This window comes from Microcystis sp. LEGE 00066 (assembly GCF_015207925.1).
GTDB lineage: Bacteria > Cyanobacteriota > Cyanobacteriia > Cyanobacteriales > Microcystaceae > Microcystis > Microcystis ichthyoblabe_A.
This window is the reverse complement of record NZ_JADEVX010000026.1, coordinates 1-23,784: the sequence shown is the minus strand read 5'-3', so window position 1 is coordinate 23,784 and position 23,784 is coordinate 1. Positions and strand designations below refer to the sequence as shown.

The 23,784-nt window shown below is 44.6% G+C and carries 16 protein-coding genes; 3 read left to right on the top strand and 13 right to left on the bottom strand.

What is annotated here, in order from left to right:
* Nucleotides 1–4: 4 nt before the first annotated feature.
* From IQ224_RS05935 to IQ224_RS05900, 7 genes are all read right to left on the bottom strand, one after another.
* Entirely contained in the window at nt 5–391 is a 387-nt protein-coding gene (locus IQ224_RS05935) for a hypothetical protein (protein WP_002740849.1), read from the bottom strand.
* 186 nt (nt 392–577) lie between these two features.
* Nucleotides 578–2,386, bottom strand: coding sequence for an NAD(P)/FAD-dependent oxidoreductase (locus IQ224_RS05930; protein WP_002740851.1), 1,809 nt, complete (start codon nt 2,384–2,386; stop codon nt 578–580).
* A gap of 85 nt (nt 2,387–2,471) precedes the next feature.
* Nucleotides 2,472–4,241: an NAD(P)/FAD-dependent oxidoreductase gene (locus IQ224_RS05925; protein ID WP_002740853.1), complete on the bottom strand. Its 1,770-nt coding sequence runs from the start codon at nt 4,239–4,241 to the stop codon at nt 2,472–2,474.
* 86 nt (nt 4,242–4,327) lie between these two features.
* A complete protein-coding gene (locus IQ224_RS05920) occupies nt 4,328–6,091 on the bottom strand; it encodes an NAD(P)/FAD-dependent oxidoreductase (RefSeq protein WP_194032693.1) in 1,764 nt (587 codons plus the stop codon).
* A gap of 212 nt (nt 6,092–6,303) precedes the next feature.
* Entirely contained in the window at nt 6,304–6,546 is a 243-nt protein-coding gene (locus IQ224_RS05910; protein ID WP_002740859.1) for a hypothetical protein, read from the bottom strand.
* A gap of 102 nt (nt 6,547–6,648) precedes the next feature.
* Complete coding sequence (locus IQ224_RS05905) at nt 6,649–11,739, bottom strand: SDR family NAD(P)-dependent oxidoreductase (RefSeq protein WP_084989864.1); 5,091 nt, start codon at nt 11,737–11,739, stop codon at nt 6,649–6,651.
* Between the two features lie 8 nt (nt 11,740–11,747).
* Entirely contained in the window at nt 11,748–14,840 is a 3,093-nt protein-coding gene (locus tag IQ224_RS05900; RefSeq protein ID WP_002740873.1) for a type I polyketide synthase, read from the bottom strand.
* 507 nt (nt 14,841–15,347) lie between these two features.
* On the opposite strand from IQ224_RS05900, the gene IQ224_RS24895 reads away from it, so the two are divergent.
* Nucleotides 15,348–15,542, top strand: coding sequence for a hypothetical protein (locus IQ224_RS24895; RefSeq protein WP_369686110.1), 195 nt, complete (start codon nt 15,348–15,350; stop codon nt 15,540–15,542).
* Here IQ224_RS24895 and gcvT read toward each other — a convergent pair.
* Nucleotides 15,511–16,617 (bottom strand): glycine cleavage system aminomethyltransferase GcvT, encoded by a 1,107-nt coding sequence (gene gcvT / locus IQ224_RS05895; protein ID WP_002740876.1) that lies wholly within the window; start codon nt 16,615–16,617, stop codon nt 15,511–15,513. The genes IQ224_RS24895 and gcvT overlap by 32 nt on opposite strands.
* 901 nt (nt 16,618–17,518) lie before the next feature.
* Between gcvT and IQ224_RS05890 the strand changes: the two genes are divergently transcribed.
* Nucleotides 17,519–17,803, top strand: a complete 285-nt coding sequence (locus IQ224_RS05890; protein ID WP_002740883.1) for a hypothetical protein — start codon at nt 17,519–17,521, stop codon at nt 17,801–17,803.
* 48 nt (nt 17,804–17,851) lie between these two features.
* On the opposite strand, the gene IQ224_RS05885 is transcribed toward IQ224_RS05890, so the two are convergent.
* Together IQ224_RS05885 and queA are read right to left on the bottom strand one after the other, a co-directional pair.
* Nucleotides 17,852–19,549: a serine protease gene (locus IQ224_RS05885; protein WP_194032692.1), complete on the bottom strand. Its 1,698-nt coding sequence runs from the start codon at nt 19,547–19,549 to the stop codon at nt 17,852–17,854.
* Between the two features lie 376 nt (nt 19,550–19,925).
* The gene (gene queA, locus IQ224_RS05880; RefSeq protein WP_194032695.1) at nt 19,926–21,023 is read right to left on the bottom strand and encodes a tRNA preQ1(34) S-adenosylmethionine ribosyltransferase-isomerase QueA; all 1,098 of its coding nucleotides are present in this window, start codon (nt 21,021–21,023) and stop codon (nt 19,926–19,928) included.
* A 160-nt stretch (nt 21,024–21,183) separates the two neighbouring features.
* Between queA and IQ224_RS05875 the strand changes: the two genes are divergently transcribed.
* Nucleotides 21,184–21,573, top strand: a complete 390-nt coding sequence (locus IQ224_RS05875; RefSeq protein ID WP_002733765.1) for a hypothetical protein — start codon at nt 21,184–21,186, stop codon at nt 21,571–21,573.
* A gap of 3 nt (nt 21,574–21,576) precedes the next feature.
* Here the strand turns inward: IQ224_RS05875 and IQ224_RS05870 are convergent, their stop codons facing one another.
* The 3 genes from IQ224_RS05870 to IQ224_RS05860 form a co-directional block, all read right to left on the bottom strand.
* Nucleotides 21,577–22,629 carry an LOG family protein gene (locus tag IQ224_RS05870; RefSeq protein ID WP_002740887.1) on the bottom strand — a complete coding sequence of 351 codons (1,053 nt, stop codon included), beginning with the start codon at nt 22,627–22,629 and terminating at the stop codon, nt 21,577–21,579.
* 134 nt (nt 22,630–22,763) lie between these two features.
* Nucleotides 22,764–23,438 (bottom strand): HAS-barrel domain-containing protein, encoded by a 675-nt coding sequence (locus IQ224_RS05865; RefSeq protein WP_002740888.1) that lies wholly within the window; start codon nt 23,436–23,438, stop codon nt 22,764–22,766.
* 2 nt (nt 23,439–23,440) lie between these two features.
* On the bottom strand, nt 23,441–23,635 hold the full coding sequence (locus IQ224_RS05860) for an NAD(P)H dehydrogenase subunit NdhS (RefSeq protein WP_002732940.1): 195 nt from the start codon (nt 23,633–23,635) through the stop codon (nt 23,441–23,443).
* Between the last annotated feature and the right edge of the window lie 149 nt (nt 23,636–23,784).

The window sequence follows — 23,784 nt, the reverse complement described above, 5'->3', positions numbered from 1 at the left end:
TCTGCTAAGACCCGATCTGGAGAACTGGTTTACTATCGGTTAAGGTGAGATAAACACAATGTTTTTTGTCTAAGTCAGAGAGCCAACAGTAAATCGGAATTCCAGGACAACTAGCATTTTCAGGCGGAATGTTTGGCTCAACAAGAGTCGGTAAATCAGAAAACTTAAGCAGCGTTCTCGGCTTACCTAAATTAAGTGGAGCAACAGCGGCTGCCATGATAAATATTGAGCCAATTTCACTCAGTCCTCTACCTTCCAAGTCAACTGAGTTCCCCTGCACGAGTGCATTGAATTCTGATTCGGAAAGATTCAAGCCAATGCGGTTAATTCCCCGGCGCAATTCATTAGGCTCTAAGATGAATTGGGATGAGACAAAGGTGGCTAATTCCATGATAATTACCTCAACTAAGAGCAGGAATTTTACGGGTGAACAGCGATCATTAGTCTCAAATTAAGTAAAAATGATGATTTTTTGAATGTCATAGCGAGGGGGGGATTGACAAAAATGCCGTCTCGTCATGACAGATTATAGTTTGGCTTTGCTTAAGTTGACACCAGTGACAGCTATTCGCTCCTACTAAGCAGGAAAAGACTCAATTGTTACTCTTTCACCGACCACGTTTTGAACAACAGAAGGCGATTTCTTCTGCGGTTGATAGTGATAGTTTTTGAATTCCTCACGCATCTTCTCAATTTGGCTGTTATCAGCTATTCCTCGGGTTTTGCGCTTATAAATTACTTCGGCGATTGTGGCTTGAATCGATAGCTTCAACATCCGACCAAAGTAATACCAATGTTTCGGATTTAACCAACCAGCGATGCCAAAAGCTTTCCATTGAAAGAGAGCATACCAAATAGCAATGTAGAAGTAAGCGGCTTTCATACTGGCAAAAACATTACAGCGCCGAGGCTCGAACTTGGTATTTTCTAAGAAATCGTCGAAGTGTTTTAAGGTTCCATAACCGCCCAGCAATTGATCGGCCCGATAGGCATCCATTAAACCAATATTAGCACCCTGTGACACTAATTGATGAAATTCCCGACATAAATCAGCGAAAATTCCATTAACATTGCCATCGGCAATTGTCACGTAGCGGGGGATAAAATTTAAGTCCAGATGCCATTTACCAATATAGGTGGGAACATGGACACCAAACCACCACATATACTCGAAATAAATCCGCCAACTCATAACACTAGCATGACCGAGTTGATAGGCATGATCTCGGTAGAGACAGTTGACAGTACGAGCATAAGCTAGGTTGAAATCATTGTAAGCGGATCGTTTTTGTTCTGCTGCTGCTTCCTCAGCCAATTTAGCACGGATAATTTCTGTAACACTTTCTACCTCAAAAGCGATCATGGTCGTTCCATAGGAATAAAAAGCATCAAAAATATGGGCAGCATCCCCAATAACGTACCAGTTATCAGGAGAAAAAAGAACTTTGCTTTTGTGGGCAATTTTCGGCCAGTAATGAAAATCAACTACTTCCCCACTTTCAATCAATCGAGAGAGAATAGTATGATTGCTCTTGAGAAAATTGGAAAACTTCTCCAGGTTATTTATGCTCTGGGCGGGAATAACATCGTGATGGTGAATAATGCCAATAGATAGTTCCATCGAGTGCTTATCAATCGGAATCATCCACAACCAGTGACCCTGGCCAAAATAGTGATTGGTGGCATAATAATGGCTCGTAGATGCGCCTTCGGGATGATAGCCACTGTGGAAAATCGTGCGGTCGATATTTTTCACCCGCAGCCACGCTGAACCATTATTGAGTCCCAGGAGATTCTCTGGACCAGAAAGCACATTATCAGTTTTGCGTCCAATAATAAAATTCTTGCCTGCGGCATCGATGACGTGCTTGGCTTGAAGGGTAATATTTTCCTCGCCAACTTTGGCATAAACTGTTTTTAGCTCATCCCCTGAAGTAAGAGCGACATCTTTGACCCGTCCCTCGTAAAAATCGGCTCCCATCTGACAATTCATCACCAGTAAATCTTGCTCAAATTTAGCCCGTTGTAGGTGAAAAGACCCCACTGGAGTTTGACGGTTTGCCCAGACATGATAATAATCATCAAGGGTTTCTGTTTTTGCTGGATCTTTTGGCCAGTGGAAATTGAGACCAGATTTGGGGGGGTGGTTTTCGATTAAATAATCATGTAGTCCCAACTCTTTGCAGAGAAATAAAGCGGCAACTTCGATTAAAGACTCACCGATTTTTAAATCTTTGTCTGTACGTTCAACGGGACGGGGATCGATTAGTGCCACCCGAATATTAGGGATGTTGAGCATGAGATGTCGTGCTTGGCACAGTCCAGCAAAGCCTGCTCCCATAATGACAACATCGTATTCTCGGGATTGAGTAATGGTATAATTCATGGTTAACTCCTTGATAGTTGATGAGGTAATTGACACTCACAGATGATTGAGAGAAGAGCGTTGAATTTGATGCAAGTCAAAATCCTTAAGAATTGGTAGCTTCTGCCAGCCAAGGCTGGAGTTTTGGTTGATATTGATAAGTTTTAAACTCTTGACGCATCGCTTCAATTTCGCTGTTGGCGGGCAGTCCTTTGGTTTTAAACTTATAAATTAACTCGCCGATAGTTGCTTGTCCTGATAACCCTAATAGGCGCAAGAAATGGTAAATATGGCGGGGATTGAGACAACCTTGAATACCAAATCCTTTCCATTGAAAGAGTGCATACCAGAGGGCGGCATAAAAACAGGTAGCTTTTAAACCAGCAAAAACATTACACCGCCGCGGTTCAAACTTGGTATTTTCCAGGAAGTCATCAAAGTGTTTGAGAGTGTGATAACCCTTGAAAAGTTGATCGCCCCGGTAACAATCCATCAAGCCAATATTGACATCCTTGTCTGCTAGTTCGGTAAATTGTTCATTTAAATCAGCAAACAGTCCATCAATATTGCTGTTTAGAGTTTTGAGAAAGATGGGAATATAGGTGAGGTCCAAATGCCATTTACCTACATACATGGGAACTTGTACCCCAAACCACCACATATACTCAAAGTAAATGCGCCAACTCATCACACTGGCTTGTCCTAACTGTTTGGCGTGTCCCCGATAGAGACAGTTGACACTACGGGAGTAGGCTAAGTTAAACTCATTGTAAGCAGCCCGTTTTTGTTCCGCATCAGCTTCACCTGCGAGTTTGGCCCGCACAATCTCCGTTATCCCTTCAATGGCTAAAGCAATCGTGGTGGTTCCGTAGGAATAGAAAGCATCGAAGATGTAAGCAGCGTCGCCAAGGACATACCAATTATCGGGAGAAAATAGGGTTTTGCTTGTGTGAGAAATCCTCGGCCAATAGTGGAAATCTACTGCTTCTCCACTGTCAATAATATTGGCAAGAATTTGATGGTTATTTCGCAGGAAATCATGGAATTTTTCCCGGCTGTTTACCTGAGTAGAATTAATCACATCATGGTGATGAATCACGCCAATAGATAATTCCATTGTTTGGGTGTCAATCGGAATCATCCACAGCCAATGTCCTTCGCCAAAATAGTGATTAGTCGAGTAATAATGGCTGGTTGAGGCATTAAGAGGATCGTAGCCACTGTGAAAGATGGTACGATCTACATTTTTGACTCGCACCCAGGCAGAGCCCGTGTTTAATCCCATTAAGTTTTCTGGACTAAATAGGAGGTTGTCAGTCTTGCGCCCGATGATGAATTTGCGTCCTGCTGCATCGATAACGTGTTTGGCTTGCAGTTCCATTCTTTCATCGCCTACCTTGATTTTAACTGTTTTAATGGCATCGCCAGGAGTTAAATCAACATCAACAACTTGCCCATTATAGAAGTTGATTCCCATCGCTTTATCCATTTTTAGCAAGTCTTGTTCAAACTTGGAGCGGTTGATTTGAAAAGAGGGAATGGGAACTTGTCGGTTCGAGCCAGCATGATAGTAGTCGTCGATTGTTTCAGTTTTTGCTGGATTTTTGGGCCAGTGAAAGTTAAGCCCTTGTTTGGGAGCATGATTTTCAATTAGGTAATCATGTAGTCCCAATTCTTTAGCGAGAAAAAGAGCGGCAATTTCAATGGTGGACTCGCCAATTTTTAAGTCCTTATCTGTGCGTTGTTCGGGACGAGGATCCACTAGAGCAACTTTGATATTGGGAATCTTGAGCATCAGGTGTCGCGCTTGACATAGGCCAGCAAAACCAGCACCCATAATGATTACATCATACTCTTTATCTTGAGTCATTTGCATTGATTTACTCCTGAATTAATCGAGGTTAGTTTTGGTAAATTGTTTGAATTTAAGAGAAGGAAAAACTATGGGCTTTGAACCAAGTTTTAAGAAAGTTCAGCACTCCAGGGCTGTAATTTGCCTTGATAGCGATATTCTTTGAATTCTTGGCGCATTTCCTCGATTTCGCTATTATCTGGCAGACTACGAGTCAAGAAGTTATGCCGCATTTCTCCCAGGGCTGATAATCCACTTTGGGCTAACAGATAGCTAAAATGAGCTAAATTGCGGGGTTTCAACAGGCCGCGCCAGCCAAAACCTTTCCACTGGAACATTGCATACCAAATTGCCACATAGAAAAAGGTATTCTTCATGCTGGTGAAAATGTTACAGCGTTGGGGTTCAAGCTTGCTATTTTCTAGGAAGTCTTCAAAGTGTTTAAAGGTATAGTAACTGCCGATTAGTTGATCGGCTCGAATCGCATCCATCAAGCCCATATTAACTCCGCGCTCTACTAATTGGTTACAGTCTTGATACACATCCACGAATAAGCCATTGAGAAAAGTGCGGAAAGGACCAGTAAACTGTTTGAGAAAAGCTGGATCTAAATGCCATTTACCGATGTACATGGGAACTAAAACGCCAAACCACCACATATACTCAAAGTAAATCCGCCAACTCATGATACTGGCATGACCTAACTGTTTTTGATGTTCCTGCATGAAAGTGTTGACGCTATCAGTAAAAGCCAGATTGAAGTCATTGTAAACAGCCCGTTTTTCTTCAGCATTGGCCTCGTTGGTCAATTTGGCGCGGATAATTTCGGTAATGCTTTCAACGGCGATGGCAATCATCGTCGTTCCCAGGGAATAAAAAGCATCAAAAATACAGGCTGAATCTCCCACCACATACCAGTTATCAGGCGAAAACATCACTTTACTTTTGTGGGCAACTCGGGGCAAATAATGAAAGTCAACCAACTCGCTATTTTGCAATAATTTATAGAGAACCGTATGGTTGGCTTTCAAAAAAGCAGTAAACTTTTCTTGGGTGTTTATGGTGGCTGCGGGAATGACATCGTGGTGGTGAATGACTCCGAGAGAAAGTTCTTTACTATCTCGATCAATGGGAATCATCCATAGCCAATGACCAGGACCAAAGTAATGGTTGGTAGCGTAGTAATGACTGACAGTGGTTCCTGCTGGATGATAACCACTATGGAAAATGGTCCGATCTACATCTTTAATCCTTACCCAAGCGGAGCCATTATTAACTCCTAAAAGTTGGTCTGAACCAAAAATGAGATTGTCGGTTTTTTTGCCGATAATAAATCGGCGACCAGCCGCATCAACAATGTGCTTGGCTGTTATTTCTATGGTTGTATCCTCTAATTTGACTGTGACGGTTTTGAGTTGATCTCCTTCGGTTAAATCTACATCGACAACTCTTCCGTTGTAGAAGATTGCTCCCATTTCCTTATTCATTTTGAGCAAGTCCCGTTCAAACTTTGCTCGGTTGATCTGAAAAGTCGGAATCGGGGGTTGACGATTGATCCAGACGTGATAATAATCATCAATTGAATCAGTTTCAGCTGGGTTTTTTGGCCAGTGGAAGTTCAGTCCTGCTTTGGGAGGATGATTTTCAATCATGTAATCATGCAGTCCCAACTCTTTACAGATGAGTAGGGCGGCTATTTCAACTGTAGATTCGCCAATTTTGAGATCTGTATCGGGTCGATTTTCGGGACGAGGATCGATCAGCGCCACCCGAATATTAGGGATGTTGAGCATCAGGTGTCGCGCTTGACATAAGCCAGCAAAACCAGCTCCCATAATTACAACATCGTAGTGCAAAGCTTGAGTCGTGTTCATTGATCAATTTCTCCTGTAAAGGGATGAGAATCACGGTTCTTCGTTACTAGGTCCGGTTTGATCGGGGGGCATAAATCGACTAAATCCTGATCTGACAAGAGACTTAATTGATTAGTTCGTTCTAGATCAACCACAAAGGTTTTCATCGCGTATAATCCCCGTCTATTACATAACACACACCGAAGAACCAGAATTACGTTAAGTTAGTTCAATTAAGAGGGAGAATCCTCTGAGGAAAGTATGGTTCGGCTCTCCATTAACCATTTTTCGATGCGTCGCCCTTGCCACATCCAAAGTCCAGTGAAGCTTAGGAGGGGAAAGACAACAATCCCGACGGCTATCAGCATTCCTGGATGATTGCGCCAGGGGGAATAGATAAAAATACCTAAGAGAAGTGATGCCAAAATGTGGATCAGTCGGAGTTGATTTCTCAATGATTTATTCGGCTTGTACATGACAAATTTTCCTGGGTAGATAGAGAAAAGTGAGAAAGCAGAATCTAGTCAGTAGGTTGGTCTGAGGATGGGTTTCCCCCCCATCCTAGAGAGCAGGTTTTTCTAGACCATTAACAGAGCGGCTTCCTTGGTGGTCGCCCTTGCGACTAAAGATTGCTTCACCGCCTCGGGCCAGGGTGCGGCTACAGCCGTTCCATCTTTTCGCCGCTCCACCCAAGCCACATCTTGTTGACCGACATGGAGTTTTTCCAAAGTGCCATCAGGCTGTTCCCGGAAGAACTCAAAGTTGAAAGATGCGCCACACTCGGATACTGAACGCACATAGAGAAGGGTGCGAATGCGGTCAAAAGGCATCGCTTCCCGTAGATAGTCCATGCGGGTATAGAGACAGACCATTTCCCCGCAAGGATTAGAAATCCGCAAATATTCAGGAGCAACTGAGTAAAGGAACAGGTCGAGAATGCGTCCTTGCCAGATGAAATAATTGCCGTAGTAAACATTACCGACCAAATTCGATTCTTCCAGAGTGGTTTGGAAGACCTCAGACCGTAATAACCGTCCATAGCGGCTTTCTTGTTGTGGAATGTCATCAATGACCGCGCCAGGCTTGAGGGAAGCAAGGCTCGCAGGTAGGGGAGCCAGAGGCAGGGTTTCTGGGTGTTTTAAATCAAGGCTGGCGGGTTTGTCAGCGGCAAAGCGAGCCAAATAGTCTTGGAGATAGGGCGGGAAAGGCATGGGAGCGGGAACTCCATAGCTGACTAACCGCACCCAAGTGGCTTTAACTTCGGCAATCGCCAGACGTTCTAGGGAATTATCGGGCAGTACCTTACAAAACTCGATGTAAGTCTCAAAGGAAGAGCCGACAATATTGCCCACCCAGGCTCGCGCTTGAATCACATCATAGGAGGTGGCTTCTCCCACAACTCGCAGGCTAACGGAATTGGTAACCATGCCCCAATCTCCGGTTAAGAAGTCGGCTAACATTTGCTGGGCAATACTTTCCATCGGCAATTCCCGAATTTTGCCAATCCAGCGAAAATATTGGGCAAAGTAAACATGACGGCTAATGCTACCACTATCTTTGAAACTGACTTGATAGCGTTGCTCATAGACTAATTGTCCTTGCGGGCCATCATGGGTGTAGCGAGAGCTATGGCTGTCAATTTTCCCAGGCGTCGCTGGGATAATCGCCGCTTCCGTTGCTTGAGGAGACTGGAAATTAGCTTCTGTGGGTACAGACACTGGGGTGTGGGAAACCACAATCGCCACCATCCGTTCCGGTGGACGGGTTAACTTGACAGGGACAGTCAGCACTTGAGACTCACCCTCCGGGGTTGAGGTGGATAACAAGACCCCATCCCCTTGTTTCGCCACTAGAGAAAACTGCGGATCACTACCATTAAAAGCTTTGCGAACTGCTTCTGTGGCTGACCAAATCCTCATACCGGCCCGCTCTTGATTGTCTCCTTGGCGCACTAATTGCTCCATCAGTTGACTGCGGCGATCGCTTAAGAGGGCGACCCAGTCCTCGGTGCTGCGAGGGGTAATTGCTTCGATATCACAACCTTGGGGAGTTTCAGCCACAGTGCAGAGACAATAGCGATCGCAGTGAGATAAAGAAACATTTAACCCAGAAACTTGTGTCCCGCTCAGTTGAGGCTTACCAGAGGGGAGAGACTCAAGCTCGAAAACAAGTTTTTGCTCGGGTTTGAGTCCTAGCTTAGTTTTCAGCGCGCGTTCTACAATGGGTTTTTCCTGTTGGCGGCGCTGTTCTAAGGATTTCCCTTGCAGGTTAGGCGCATAACCAAGCGCAACGGTAGGCGGTGGAATCTCGAATCCCTGACAAGTTGTCTGTAACACTTGTCGCAAGTGTTGGCGATCACGGGTTTCGGGATTGCCTAACTCAGCAGCAGTAGGATTTTCCTGGTGTTCTTCGAGAATCCGTAGGCGATAACCGCTCAAGCGTTCAATTAAGTTCCCCTGCTCATCGGTAGCAATCACTTCACTAATATACTCCCGATCTTCCCGCGCCAATAGGTTAACGGTGACAAGGCGGCGACCTTGATCGCTGCTGGCCGGTTTAAATCGCTCAATCTTGGCAATTTCCACAGGCAAGCAGATATCTTGGGGAATGGTCAACTGTACCGATTGGAGCAAGACATCGCGAAAATAGGGATCGCCGAGGATTAAGGAGTGATTCAATCCTTTGCTAAAGCTTTGATTGGATAAATCTTCTCCAGAAAGTTGAGCGTGGGAACGGAAGACACTCTGTTTTTCACTAAGGGTGTAAATTTCACCTAGGCGTTGAAAACGTTCTCCCTGGAAGAGTAAATCCCCGTAGAGATCAGTTTTGGGAGCGATTGGAAGAGGTTCGCCTAATTCGGGTTTTTCCTGAGAAGCGGAAGTCAACTCTCCGAGAATGAGATTGGCAGAAAAATGAGCGAGAGAAAAGCCCGTTTGCTCGGTATAAATGCCGACTTTAACTCGACGTTCCCCATTGCTGGTAGCTTCGGCAATTTCCGCTTCAATTTGAATCTCAACCCCAGTCTCGGAATTAACGACTATTGGTCGTCGTAGAGAAATATCTTCTAGGCGAACAATTGGCGGGTTTGAGGTCCCTGTCAGGTAAGCTACAGCTTGGGCCATGGCACATAACCCAAACACGGTGGGGAACAAATAGGAACCGCGCCAAAGGTGGTCTTTGACATAGATATCCTTCCCTAAACTCAGATGAGTCCGCACGGTCAAGGCTACCTGTGGTTCCACGTATTGGACATTTTCGATAAAGCGCAGTCCGGCGGGAGAGGGTAAAGGGGTTGGTAACCAGGTATCTAAGCCACCCAAGCGAGCAGTGATTACTACCTGTGAGGTGCTTGGTGCGGTTTGGAAAAGCTGGAGAAAGCGGCTTACTCCTTCACGGGGAGAAATCGCCTTGATCCCCATGCGCTCTAGATGCTTGACACTGCCAAGACGCGCTCCCATGCCGATTTCATCCCAAACGCTATAAGCAAGCGCCAGCACCTGGGTTTGGGGGTGTTGCCGTTGGTACTGTTGTAACAGCAACGACAGGGATTCATTGGCAAAGGCATACCAAGCATTACCAGGCATTCCGGTAACGCCGATAATCGAACTAAAAGCGATAAAGAGCTTGGGTGGGTTAGAGGCTAATGCCTGTAATAGGTTGTAAGCTCCCAAAAGTTTGGGCGAGACCTCTGCTTGAGCATCTTGGGGTCTAACTTGTTCGACGCGACGGGGTTGATTGAGTCCGGCTCCGTGAATTACTCCCGTGATGGGTCCTAATTCCTGGGTCACTTGGTCAACTAACTGCTGAACCTCGGTAGGGTCGGCAATATTGCAGCGATAGTAAGCACCGGTGAGTCCTTGGGCTGCTAAGCGCTTGAGAGTTTGGGCAATTTCGCTGTTGCTATCTCCGGCTGCTGGCACTGCTGCTCGCCCCACCAAAGCCATTTTCACTCCCGTTTCTTTTCCTAAAGCGAGAGCGCATTCGGCGGTAATTCCCTTAGCTCCACCTGTCACCAGAATTACGTCTGAGGCTGACCAGGTGAGGGAACGGGGCGTATAATCAATAGGCTGCTGTAACTGAGCTTGGGGGATTAGCCTTACTTGTCTCGCATCATAGCCAACGGTTGTAATCCCCTCATCTCCAGCTAGTTCCTGAATTACTAATTTACCGGCCTGGGTTGGTTCAATTGCTGCCGCTAGGTCGATTACCCGGACTCGTGCTTCTTGGCGCTCTAGATGAACACTGCGGGCAAAGGCCGCGGCTGAAGCGACTGCGGGATGGTATTCTCCCTCGCTGGTGCCAAAACGCCCCCCACCAAATTGAACATAAGCTAAAGTTGCCGAGGGATTGGTGTGGCTAATGGTAGCAACACTGCTGAGGCGAGTTACCATAGCAGCGAGGGGTAATTCCGATGAGGAGGGAGAAATATCGGGTAAAATCCCTAGATAGTGGGAAAATGAACCGATACTGGCGGGTTCTGCGGCTGCGATTTCGGCGTAGGTCTTCTGTTGGACTTGAGCGCCCAATTGCTCTAATTGCTTGGTAAGAATTTTAGCAATCGATGTGGCAGCATCAGAGACAATTAAGACTTGAGCTTGTGACCAATCAGTAGCAATTGTCGGAGGAGTCAGAGGTTGAGGCACATACTCAATGGCGTAGTTACGAACCCAGTTGCTTTCCGGGGGAGGATTATTTTGGCTCCCTTGCAGCACTGGTGTTTTCTCTGAAGCGGCAGTTTTGACAGAGGGTTGGTTTGATACCTTCTCCAGCGCCGCAATGACATCCGCTAAAGTTCCATTCGCTAAGGCTGAGGGATCTAGTTTTCCCGTTGCTCCTACTTGTTTGACTGCTGTAGCAACTAGCTCGGCTGCTTTAATAGAGTCAAGGTTTAAATCATCAAGAAGACGCAAATCGAGGCTGAGGGTATCTTTAGGAAACCCAGTCTTTTCTTCGACTAATTCCAGTAATTTTTGGGTAATATCAAGGGAATCTGAAGGCGGCAAAACCAGAGGCGCAACCTCTATTTGCTCAGGAACTTCCGTTAGCATTTCCACAGAAACAACGGCATCAATAGCCTGTTTTACTTCTTGCAAAGTAGCATTAGCTAAAGCAGAAGGATCAATTTTTCCACTCACACCAAAGGTTTTGGCGGCTGTCGCTACTAACTCGCCAGCTTTGATGGAATCTAAATTCAAATCATCTAGTAGTTTGGCATCAAGATTGATGCTGGCTACTGGATAGCTGGTTTTTTCTGCAACTAACTCAATTAAACGTTTTTCAACAGTTAAATTGGTTTGGATTACTGTTGTTTCTGGGATTCGCTTGCTATTGCCATTGCTATGACCATTACTATTAACAGTGCTATGACCATTACTATTAACAGTGCTATGACCATTACTATTAACAGTGCTATGACCATTACTATTAACAGTGCTATGACCATTACTATTAACAGTGCTATGACTATTGCTATTAACGGGTCTATTTACCTGATCACTGTTCTGAAAGGGAATCACATTAGTTGCTGGACTTTTAAGCAAAACATAAGACTGAATATCTGCTTTGATAACTTGGGACAAAAACTGGCTTCGGTTAGAGAAGTAATGGGAGAGAAGTTTGACAATCTCTTGATTGCCAACTGCTTGTTTGGAGTCAGAAGAATAAGTCATAATGTCCTCTAGGCATTGTGAGTGTTTACAAAGGGTAAGCTTTGGATATCGGCACTGATTAACTCAGAGAGAAAAGAACCACGTTCCAGCAGGTAATTTGCTAAGACTGTTGTTAGTTCATCATCTGCAAAAAGACTTTCTGGTTGGGAAAAATTCGAGGAATGAGCGAGAGCCGTATTTGGTGATGACTGTTGTATTTCTCCCCAAGAAAAGGCAGAACTCGACTCAATTTCTTCAAGAGATACTGGAAAAGATCGTTCGCAGGGATTATCAACAAACAGACGCTCAGCAGCCGGGACAAAAGGACGAACCAGTCGTTGTTCATACAACGCTTGCCAGTTGACTTCACCTCCTTGCACAAAGTAAGCGGCTAAAAAAGTATTCAAATCGCGAGCGATACCCGGTTTTGACTCTAGGGGAAAACAGAGGGGAGAAGGAACTATTGCTCCTACTAAACCAGAAAGCACTTTTCCCGTTCCAACTTCAACTATCAAGTCACATTTATTCTTCAGATTTTCGACAAGAGAAATAAAATTTACCTGGGAAACAATCTGATGAGCAAAGTGTTCTTTTAAGTTGAGTCCTGAATTAACTATCTGGCCGTTGACACTGGTAAATAGAGGCAGAGAAACTTGCTCGAAAATCTCAGGAATGGGAGCTTCTTTTCGCAAATATTCAGCTGCTGTTGCCACCATTTGGGAGTGAAAAGCATTTGCTACCGAAAGTTGGCGGACTTGAATTTCTCGGGCTAATGCCAGGTCACAAACAGCAGCAACACTGTTTTTTTCTCCAGAAATAACTGTCTGTTGACGACTATTGATATTAGCAACTGTTACATACCCAGAAATCCCCTGTAAGAGCTTTTGCGCGGTGGCATCCGAGCAAGCTAAACTCGCCATTGTCCCGATAGAATCGCCCTTAACTGTCATTGCTTTTCCCCGCATTGCGGCAAAGCAAAGGAGGGTTTTTTCATCATAAGCACCAGCCGCTTCAAAAGCAGTCAATTCGCCCAAACTATGACCCCCTAGTGCCACTGGTTCCAGTCCAAGTCGTTTCAGGTAATGCTTCCACAGTAGTGAAGTCAAGCAGATTGCTTGCGGTGCAACATCGGTGAGAGCGTTAAACCATTGTTCTACTTGTTGTTGGTTAACAGCGCGGTCAAGAGGACGGTAAATTAATGGACTAATCGGTTCAAAACCAGATTCAATCAGCCATAAATCTGCCTGTTGCACTAACTCTCTTGCCCAAGAATATCGCTCCACCAAAGTCCGGGCCATGTTCAGCTTTTGTGAACCTTGTCCTGGAAAGAGAAAAGCTACTCGAGAACGCTGCACTTGATGGGCGAGCCAGATGTCTTTTCGCTGGGATATATATGTTTCTCCCGCGGCTGGTGGTTGAGAGTGGAGAATGTTGATTAAATGCTCCAATTGCTCCAGTAATTCCCTGGGTTTTTCTGCCACAATAGCGGCACGAATTGAAGTCTGAGGGGACAATGTTTGAGCATTCTGCGCTGCTAAATCCACCATATCTGCTAAACTCATCCCTTTGGCTTGTTCTGAGAAAATTTGCAGATATTCCAGCAGTTGGGCAAGAGAATTAGCCCCGAAGACAAAGATTTCGCTATCTTGGTTGGAGACTAAAAGCGAACGCTGGTCTAAACTGGGTTTTAACCGGGGGGAGGGTGCCTCACCAGAAGAAAGGGTCACATGGGAGTTAATGCCCCCAAAACCCATCGCCGACACTCCCGCCCGTAAAATCTCCGTTTCTGGGTAGACTTCCCCTAGTTGCACTGGATATAAACATTGGGCGCTCTCCTCGAAAACGGGATTCGGTTCTTGACAGTTAACGGTAGGGGGAACGATCCGCTGATTAACCGCCATGACCGCTTTAATGAAACCCCCGATCCCGGCCGCCGCTTTCGTATGACCAACTAGGGATTTAAAAGAAGTCATGCCACAGGAACGAGGGGGGGCAGGTTTCGAGGCGTTCATGGCTAGGGCTACCCCTTCAATTTCAGCCCGATCGCCTACGGGGGTTCCGGTTCCATGTCCTTCAATAAAATGAAGAGACTGGGGACTATAACCGGCTTTTTCGTAAGCTCTTAATAGGGCTTTGGACTGTCCCACCTTGGAGGGTGCGGTAATGCCTCCTTTGCCGTCGGAGGACAACGCCCAGCCGTCCAACAGGGCATAAATGTAGTCGCCATCGGCCTGTGCGTCCGCTAAGCGTTTGAGGACAACAAAACCACATCCTTCTCCTGGAACAAAACCACTGGCTCGGCGATCATACACTTTCATATCCTGAGCCGTCAGTGCGCCGGTTTTGGCGAAACCAATTAATTCAAAGGTATCGAGACTGATATCAATGCCACCGGCTAAGGCCATGTCTAAATCGCCATTACTTAAAGCGTTGGCGGCAGTGACAACGGCGATTAGGGAGGAGGAACAAGCGCCATCGACGGTATAACCACCACCGTCAAAATTAAAAAAGTTACAGATTCGTCCGGCTATGGTGTTGGACAGTCCCCCAGCTAGGGTATCTTCGGTAATGGGTGGGAAAACGGATTTATAGAATTTCTCCATTGTTTCGAGAAGTTCTTCCACAATTGTTCCAGACAGTCCTTTGACTTCGGCAGCAGCCCGCAAGGCTCTTCGTACGTAGGGCCAACGTAACCGCATCACATTCGAGCGAGTATGTTCTCCAGTTAAGGAATTGCCGAGAATGACTCCAGTTTTCTGGGTGGGAACGGTATCTCGACGATACCCAGCATCTTCGATCGCTTTGTTGGCCACTTCTAAGGCTAACCAATGCACGATGTCGGTTCCATCGACCGTTTTTTTGGGAACTCGACGATTAATCCAGTCGAATTGAAAGCCATCAATGAAGGCCCCGCGTGTTCCGTAGGTTTTATCGGGAGTGGCGGGATCGGGATCATAATATTCCGAGAGTGGTAAACGTTGATCGGGAAACTGGCGAAATTGACAACGACGCGCTAAAATGTTCTCCCAAAGTTCGCTTAATTGTTTGGCACCAGGGTAATGGCAACCCATTCCGACAACGGCTATAGGATGGGCGATTTTATCGCTTTGAGTTTTCGGCATTTTTTTCCTTGTTTTGAGGACAATAATTGTGTTTGATAACTATCTGGTTATCCTAGGAGCGGGGGAACCCAGCCAGGTCTTTTTTCGGTATTTCCCGAAAGCTTATGATTTATTGTCATTTAGCAATTACAACTATCTTATTGGCACTCAAAATAACCTTGATAAAATCACGGTATATAAGCCAAGGTATTCAATTATTCAAAGTATTTTCCAGAGAAATGTTAAAGGGAAAACTTTAGCATTTACTCTATAGTTGTAACTTGTTCACAAGTATATGGGTAAGTTTCGGCAGTGACAATCGAAGTTTGGGATGTTAAGGGAGAAGATAAGCGGCTCTTCTGGAAGTTTAGGATGTTAAGCAAGAAGATAAGCTGCTCTTCTCGACTTTGTGTGATCATCAGTGCTGATCATTCGTAGGAGTCTTGGCGACGGCAAGGCTTTGAAGAGTCAATTCGGGAGCATCTCATTTATGCATTAGAGAAGGAAAATCAAGCTCTGCGGTAAAAGATAGCCGAGCTGGAGAGGAGACTGGGATTAAATACTCAGAATAGTTCTCAGCCTCCTCAACAGACGGACTTAAGAAGAAACAAGGAACAAACAAGTTTTTACTCAAGTTCTCAAGGGGGAAGTTCTGGTTTTTTCCTAATTTGTCAAGACCTCGGTAGTTACGTTACTTTTTACTTTTATAAAAGGGTTTTTTAACGACGGTAGCGGGGTAGGTACTGCCGCGAATTTCCACTTCGATCGCTTGTCCGATCGAGGCGAAAGGTGTGGGAAGATAGGCTAAAGCGATCGCTGTGTTTAAAGTTGGTGATAAAGTGCCACTGGTGACTTTACCCACCACTTCCCCAGCGAATACTACCGGATAATCGTGACGGGCGATATGTTTGCCGGACATCTGCAATCCTACCAAGAGCCGATTGACACCATTAAGTTTTTGGTCTTCAAGGACATTGCGACCGATAAAATCGCCTTTTTCTGGCAGATGAACCAACCAATTTAAGCCAGCCTCTAGGGGACTCGTGCTATCGTCGATATCCTGTCCATAAAGGGCTAAAGCTGCCTCTAAACGCAGGGTATCCCGGGCCCCTAAACCGCAGGGAGTCACCCCTAAATTTAAGAATTCTGTCCAAAGTTGCTGCCCGATTTCAGGGGGGGCCATAATTTCAAACCCATCTTCTCCCGTGTAACCGGTCCTAGCGATAAAAACTTTTTCCCCGAAAAGCTGGCTTTCCCAGTGATTAAATAGGCCAAAATCGCTTAATTTTTCCCCAATCAAGGGCTGTAAAATTGTGGCTGCTTTGGGTCCTTGCAGGGCAATTAAGACCCTTTCTCGCGATAAATCCTTTAATTTGACCCCCGAACCCTCTAAATTGCCTAAAATCCATTCTCGATCTTTATCGGTGGTTGAGGCATTAACAATTAATACGCCCTGGCTTTCGCTTTGGTAGTAAAAGATAATATCATCGATTATACCACCCTCTGGGTTAAGTAAAACGCTATATTGTGCTTTTCCTGCCTTTAAACGGGCTAAATTAGAGGGAACTAGGGTTTGGAGAGATTGAACCAGATTATCTCCAGTTAGGATAAATTTGCCCATGTGGGAAATGTCAAACATCCCGACACCGTTGCGGACAGCATTATGTTCGATTTTTAGGCCGCTAAACTGTATCGGCATCTCCCAACCCGCAAAAGGGGTAAATTTGCTGGTTTGTTGGGCAATTAAGTTGTATAAGGGGGTACGAATAGCGGGGGAAGTTGCTTCTTGGTTAGCCACGGTGTTCTCGATCGAATGGTTTTCTGCCTAGAGTAGCATAGCAGTTATCAGTGACCAGTTATCAGTTATCAGTGACCAGTAAACAGTTATCAGGCAGCACCAGGACAGGTCAAAACCATCCCTCGTTTTCGCGGTTAATAAGGATCTTCGTTACTCTTTATGTTTTTCTTGTCAAAAATAATGATAAGATTGGATGTATTCTATTCCCGCTTATGTCTAACTCTTATTAATTTTTCTTGGAGAGAGGGAAAAATGGGGAGATTGGTTATTTTCTTATTTAACCACTATACCTTTAAACCCTTATCTTGACTAAAGTAGGATAGTAACGCTATTGTAAAAAACAGGATAGAGTTATGTCGCTAACAATAAAGAGGATAATTTTTTTTACTATTTTGGGTGGGTTCGCATTAGCTTGGATAAACGATATGGCTCTTCTCGACTTTGTGTGATAATTTTTGCTTATGGAATCGTGAAATGTTGACGGAGAAAGACTTTTAGGACTATTTTGCCGAAGAAACTATCAGTATAGGCTTCGTTTCCACACAGAAACCGGAAGAGCCACGATAGTTATTTTCCGACTCAAAAGGAAACATATTCCCCCTCATCTTCAGAAACTCAAAAGGAAACATATTCCCCCTCATCTTCAGAATGGGATGAATATCAACAAGCGGATGATCCAGCGACAAAGCTTGTAAAAAATTGTGCATCTGAGGCGGATATTCCAGAAAATGATCCAAAACACGCAATCACTCCCTACGAAATGCAAATACTGACAGATTGTATAGATCGGAACCGATAGCTTATATCACTCTAAATATCAGACTGATAACGGTTAGAAAAAATGTGGTCGCTCCCTGTATTTTAGGCTATTATTTAATTGAAATAAAATCTATTTTCCCCAATGACAGCCATAAATCTACCCCCAAAGCTGTCTAATGAATCAGAAAAAGATTATCAAATTTTTCTTAGTTATTGCCTTTTGGGTGGCGATCACTCAATCAGCAAGCTTGCCAAGAAATCAGTGGGAAAAGCCGGAGGATCTGAAAAAAGGCTATATGAGTTATCTTCTCAATTCCAATGGTGCGATCAAGTGAAAAACTATGATGCTGCCATTGCCGAGTTTACTGGGGAAGTTTTAGCCGAACAAGTTGGCAAGGATGTAGTTAGTTCAGGGCAAGCGAGGTGAAATTAAATATAAGATGATCCCTACTTAATCATTAAATTTGTCATATTTTTACTTGACAATAACTTGCCACTCCCTTAACCTTTCTCGCACTATGTCAATGGGAATTGCTAAACCGCAGCCTAATTTAACGGCATTTTCTAGGGGTTTAGGAGTGGAGGGATTGGGACAAAATAAACTCGCTTGAGAAATCACTCCCACCACTTGATTTTTATCGTTTAAAACGGGACTTCCCGACTGTCCAGAAACGACAAACATGGACAAACTTAAGGATTTTTCGTTATTATCATTAACCGTGCCTTTGCTGACAGTCCAATCTTTTTGATTAAAAGGATTACCGATCGAGATTACTGGTTGATTAGGGGCAATTGGTAGGGGTGCTAAAGCTAAAGGTTTTAAATCTGGGGGGGGATTTTTTACCTCTAATACTGCTAAATCGAGCCAGTCGTTAGGGGGGGTAATGTGGAGAATTTTAGCTTTTGAACGCTTGCGGATTTTTCCTTGGGGTGGTTGGCTATAATACTCCACAAAAATGCGGGATCCTGCATCGATTTCTTGACGGGAATTCGTCACCACATGGCGGTTAGTCAAGATCCAAGCTGTGTCTTGATTTCGTTTTAATAACCAACCAGTGCCGATACCATTTTTATTTTTGCCGCGAATGACAATTTTAACAATTGAGCGTTTTAAATTCACCAGAGGATCACTCTTAACACTGGGAATTATCTCTGGCATTTTTAATAATTCGGGATTGTCGTGAATTAATCGCCCCCGTTGGATTTCCTGTAAAATAAATCTAGCTTCTGATAAATTGGGATCAATTTCTACGGCCTGCCGACACCAATTTAGACCCTCATCGATCTGACCGTTGTTGATATAGATATAACAGAGATTTTGGTAAATCTTAGCATTTTTAGGGCTAATTTGCCGCGCCTGTTGAAAAACTGCCATCGCTTCCCCTAGTTTTCCCTGTTCCGCTAAAGCTTTACCTAAATAATTATAAATATCCCCATCTTTAGGAGCGTAAATTAAAGCCTGTCGATATATTTGCTCTGCTTCCTGCCATTTTCCCTGTTTTGCTAGGGTTTCTCCTAATTTTTTGTAGATTTCACCCTGACTAGGTATCAATTCTAGAGCTTGCTGATAGGCATAACTGGCCTCTGGCCAGAGTTGCTGTTCACTGTAGGCCTTTCCCAGATAAAAATAGGCTTTTCCCTGACTAGGATCGAGAAAAACCGCTGCTTGCAGAGCTTTCGCCGCCTCATCCCAACGTTGTAAACTATAAAGGGCTTTTCCTAGCTGAAATTGCGCTTTAAAAGTTGGTTTAATGATCATTGCTTTTTGGTAAGCATCGATCGCCTCTGACCATTTTTCCTCCTGCGCGAAGATATCCCCCAAAGCCACTAAATAATTACTTTGGGAGGGTTCCATCGGTGGTTTATGATTAACGATAAAGCCACGATCATAGGCTTGTAAGGCTTCAGAATAGCGTTTTTTACTTTGCAAGACCTGAGCGATTTTTATATGGGCTTGGACTGAATTTTCGTCAAAAGATAAAACTGTTCGGTAAGCAGACAGAGCCGATTCCTTCTCCCCCGCGGCCAAAAGTCGATCGCCTTGCCAGAGATAGGCCAAGGCAATCAGATAAAAAATAGCAAAGGGAGCGGCGACGATGAAGGCAATAATTAAAAATATTTGCAGGGGTTTGCTAGAATAGCGGCGACCGATTTTAATGTCTTTTCTTTTCATTTCTTGGTTAGGATAGACAACAGGCTAGAGGTGGTTCGATAATCGACCTAGACCAATTTAGATGCGCGGGCTGCTTATACATATTTTTCCCCTTTCCTGTTTCCCTTTCCGCAGTTCTAGCCCTCCTTCTTTCTGGGGTGTGGATGTAATTTTGTCCAACTACTTAGGGTTTGCTGAATAAATCTAAAAACCTTGTTGGACAAAACTTTTAGACTTTTTTTCCCTCAAAAAGTGCCAGCCATTGCGGGGATCGGGGGGAAAATTCTGGGACTTTTTCCCTGAAAATTAGGTAACTGACTACCTCAAAATCGGTAAAACCCCACACCCCACACCCCACACCCTGCCACCAGGAAAAGCTTTTTGCCGCAAACCCTACTTACCGATTACTGCTGCAAGCGCTTGGTAGGATTAACATAGCGTCACCGAAGGAATAGAAACGGAAACGCTCTTGGATAGCTGCTTGATACAATGCCAATAGTCTTTCCCGTCCGACTAAGGCACTGACTAACATCATCAAACTGGACTTGGGTAGGTGAAAATTAGTGATCATGCCGTCGATAACTCGCCATTGATAACCCGGATAGACAAATAAATTCGTTTTTCCCTGAAAAGCGGTTACTTTATCGCTCTTAGTTTCTTTAATTGCCCCTTCCAAGGCGCGAGCTACCGTAGTTCCTACGGCGATAACCCGGCCACCTCTAGCCTTTGTTTGGGCAATTTTTTCGGCAGTTTCGGCGGAAATCTCTAAAAATTCCCGGTGCATTAGGTGTTCTGTAATATTTTCCACTTCCACGGGGCGAAAGGTTCCCACTCCCACATGAAGGGTGATATAGGTGGTATCTATACCCTTCTGGGCGAGCTTATGGAATAATTCGGGAGTAAAATGTAGTCCGGCCGTGGGAGCGGCTACAGAACCCTGTTTATAACCGTAAACTGTTTGATAACGGTCTTCTTCTGCCTCTGATTCGGTGACGTAGGGGGGGAAAGGAATATGACCGTACTCCTCCAACATATCCCAAAAACTGCGTCCGGGATGACGTTGAAATTCCAGCAGACGACCACTGGTGTTCAGATCTCGATCGATTACTTTCGCTAACCATAATTTTTCTTTGTTTTCCGTTCGCCCTGTTTTCGGATAAAAAAGGACTTCTGAACCGACTTTAAAGCGTTTTCCCGGTTTCACTAGAGATAACCAACGATAGTTATCTTGTTCTTCCAATAGTAATATTTCTATGGGTGCGCCGGTGGTTTTACGACCAAATAAACGGGCCGGAATCACGCGGGTATCGTTGAGAACCAACAAATCCCCCGGCTCTAACCAAGTAGGTAAATCCCGAAAAATAGCTAAATGATGACTATTGGGAGAATCTACCACCAAAAGACGGGAACTGTCTCGGGGTTCTGCAGGATTTTGGGCAATTAACTCCGGAGGAAGGTGATAATCGTAGCTAGAGAGTGATTGGTCAGGGATCATCGTCGTTATCATCATAAAGATCTTCGCAAAAGTTGGGTAATTCTACCCAGGCGAACTTCACTAAATCGGGGATTTCTCCCCTTGGTATCTGGAACGGTTTATCGTCAGACTAGAGATATAACACTAATCGTGACTGTTAGCCAACATCCCAGCGGCCAATATGGACTATCTCTATTTTCTTGCTAACGCTAGTTTAACGCTACGAGTCACCGAATACCTGCGATCGATGACTCATCTACCCTCCTCCGTCATGACGGTTATTCATCAGATTAACGGTTGGGTGGTCAAGGTCAAGTTTAATCAAATGCTTACTCCTTGCCAACACGGGGATTTTCGGGCCTACATGAATGAGTTAGGGATTCCCTATCAACCAGAAATGCGTCTCCAGATGGTTTTTTGGAGTTTGGAAACGGGACAATCCCCCATTGATGTCATGCGTCGTTACCAAGTGGCGATCGTCTCCCATGGTACCCCGGATCAGCAAGATATAGAGGCTTTTCGGCAACAATTTACTAAGGGTTTAGGATACTGTCCAGAAACTCTGGCCTAGTATTTATTTTCTCTCGGGATGCTCTTCAAGGGCAACTACAGGACTTAAATCGTTGATGTGATCAATTAATTGATACAAGCGTCCGTAACTCTTGCCGTTGAAGTAAAAAACTAGACGAGGTAAATGGTGGCTGGAATCCCGATTCTCTCGTTCTAGAATTTGACTGGGTTCGATTTTCCCTTTGACTAGGATATCGCCGAAGTTTTGGTTAATTTGTTCGATCTGTTCCCCGCTTAGTTCGTGATTAAGACGAATAACAAAGGATTCTCCCACAAAACGGCTGGAGTGATACACCCGATAGAAGTGGCGAATTGTTTGACAAGCGTGTTCTAGATCGTTGGTAATAGTATAAAAATTCCGATCTTCGGCGGATATCAGTCCTCTTTTTTGCAGATTTTCACTAATTTGTTCTTGCCAAGTTTGCCAGTAATCCCCATCAGGCTCATCAATTAATACTAGGGGTGCAGGTCCGTATTTACCGGTTTGACAGAGGGTAAGCGTCTCGAAGGCTTCATCTTGGGTGCCGAAACCGCCGGGGAATAAAGCTACTGCGTCACTTTCCCGCAGAAAAAATAGTTTTCTGGTAAAGAAATATTTAAAATCGATTAATTTGGCATCATTTATGATATAGGGATTAGCCCCCTGTTCAAAGGGTAGCTGAATATTTAATCCGAAGGAATTTTCCCGTCCGGCGCCTTCATTCCCTGCCTGCATGATACCGCCGCCAGCACCGGTTAACACCATAAAACCGTATTGACTGATACAGCGTGCGAACTCTACTGCGAGACGGTATTCACTGCTATCGGGTTTGATGCGTGCCGAGCCAAAAATGGTCAGTTTACGAATGTGACGGTAGGGGTAAAATACCTGAAATCCCTTTTCTAAATCTTCGATCGCATAGGTTAGAATTTTCCAATCGAGGCGATCGATTTCCTCCTCGGCAATTCTGACTATTGCTTCCAGAGATCTTTGAATCCATTTGCCATCTTTTAAGTGGGGCAAATGTTGCACCAATTTCAGCAAGTCTTCGGTTAATTGAGAATAAGAGTTGTCCATTTATCAGGTATCAGTTTTGCAGCAATCCAGATATGAATGCTAATTGTACAAAGTATCCACAAGTTAACTTGGTTTGGAGTTTGAAGAATTGCTCAGAAGACAATTCATAATTAAAATCAGCAACGCCGAATCATCTAAGGACTAATATGAATTTGACTGAGAATATAACGCAAGCGATCATAATCATCTTTAAGTAAAACACTTAACTGTCTGCCCACATTCACTAACCATTGTCGATCGGCTTGACGCAATTGATACATCTGACGGATAGAAGCGGCTGCCAAAGCTTCCACGGGAGTATTTTTGACCTGTAATAAAATTCTTAAAAAGTCTAATTGTTCACTAAAATAAACCACTTCTAACGACTCACATTGATAAACTGCCTGATGAATTTGTGGAGGGCGGGGAGGAATATATTGATAGATATAACCTCGACCGGAACCATTGCCATTAAATTGTCCTGATAGGGTTTCAAAACCGACAATAGTTGCCCGAAATTCCGTTTTTAACATAGCGAAAATCTGCGGCTGTTGTTCCCGCAATTCAGCCAAAGATAGCCCCAAAGCTCTAGCACGATGTACCGAATCGATCGGGGCAGTGGTGGCAAAGGTGACAATCCCAAAAATCTTATTACCCGTTTCTTCATCGTAGGCTTTTACCCAACTACCAAAAGCAGGCATAAAAGGAAAGTTTAACTCCTCCGGTTCCAAACATTGCGCTAAAAACTCGGTGGTCGTCGTCTCGATAACTTCGGCGATATGATCGGGATGGCGGTTATCCGTGGCCAATTGCGGTAAGGGTGGACGCATGGTTATTTTTTGCCTTTAGCTGGGGCAATAATTAGTTCTTCTAATTCCGAGAGATTAAAGGTGACTAACTTATCCCAGTTGCCCCCCTCAAAAAGAACGGCCACTTTCCCATCGCTTAAACGCTGGGCTAAACCTTCAAATTTATAGTAGGTATCATCGGGATTGGTGACTCGAACGGTACTACCTGGCAAAATCATAGGATTGACGACGAAATTATAATATTAGGGGTCGAGAAGGTCGTCACCGACCTCCCCTCCCATTCAGAACCGTGCGTGAGACTTTCACCTCACACGGCTCCTAGTTTGACTGTTCCCTTGTTAAGGATACAGCTTGACTTCTTTTGGTT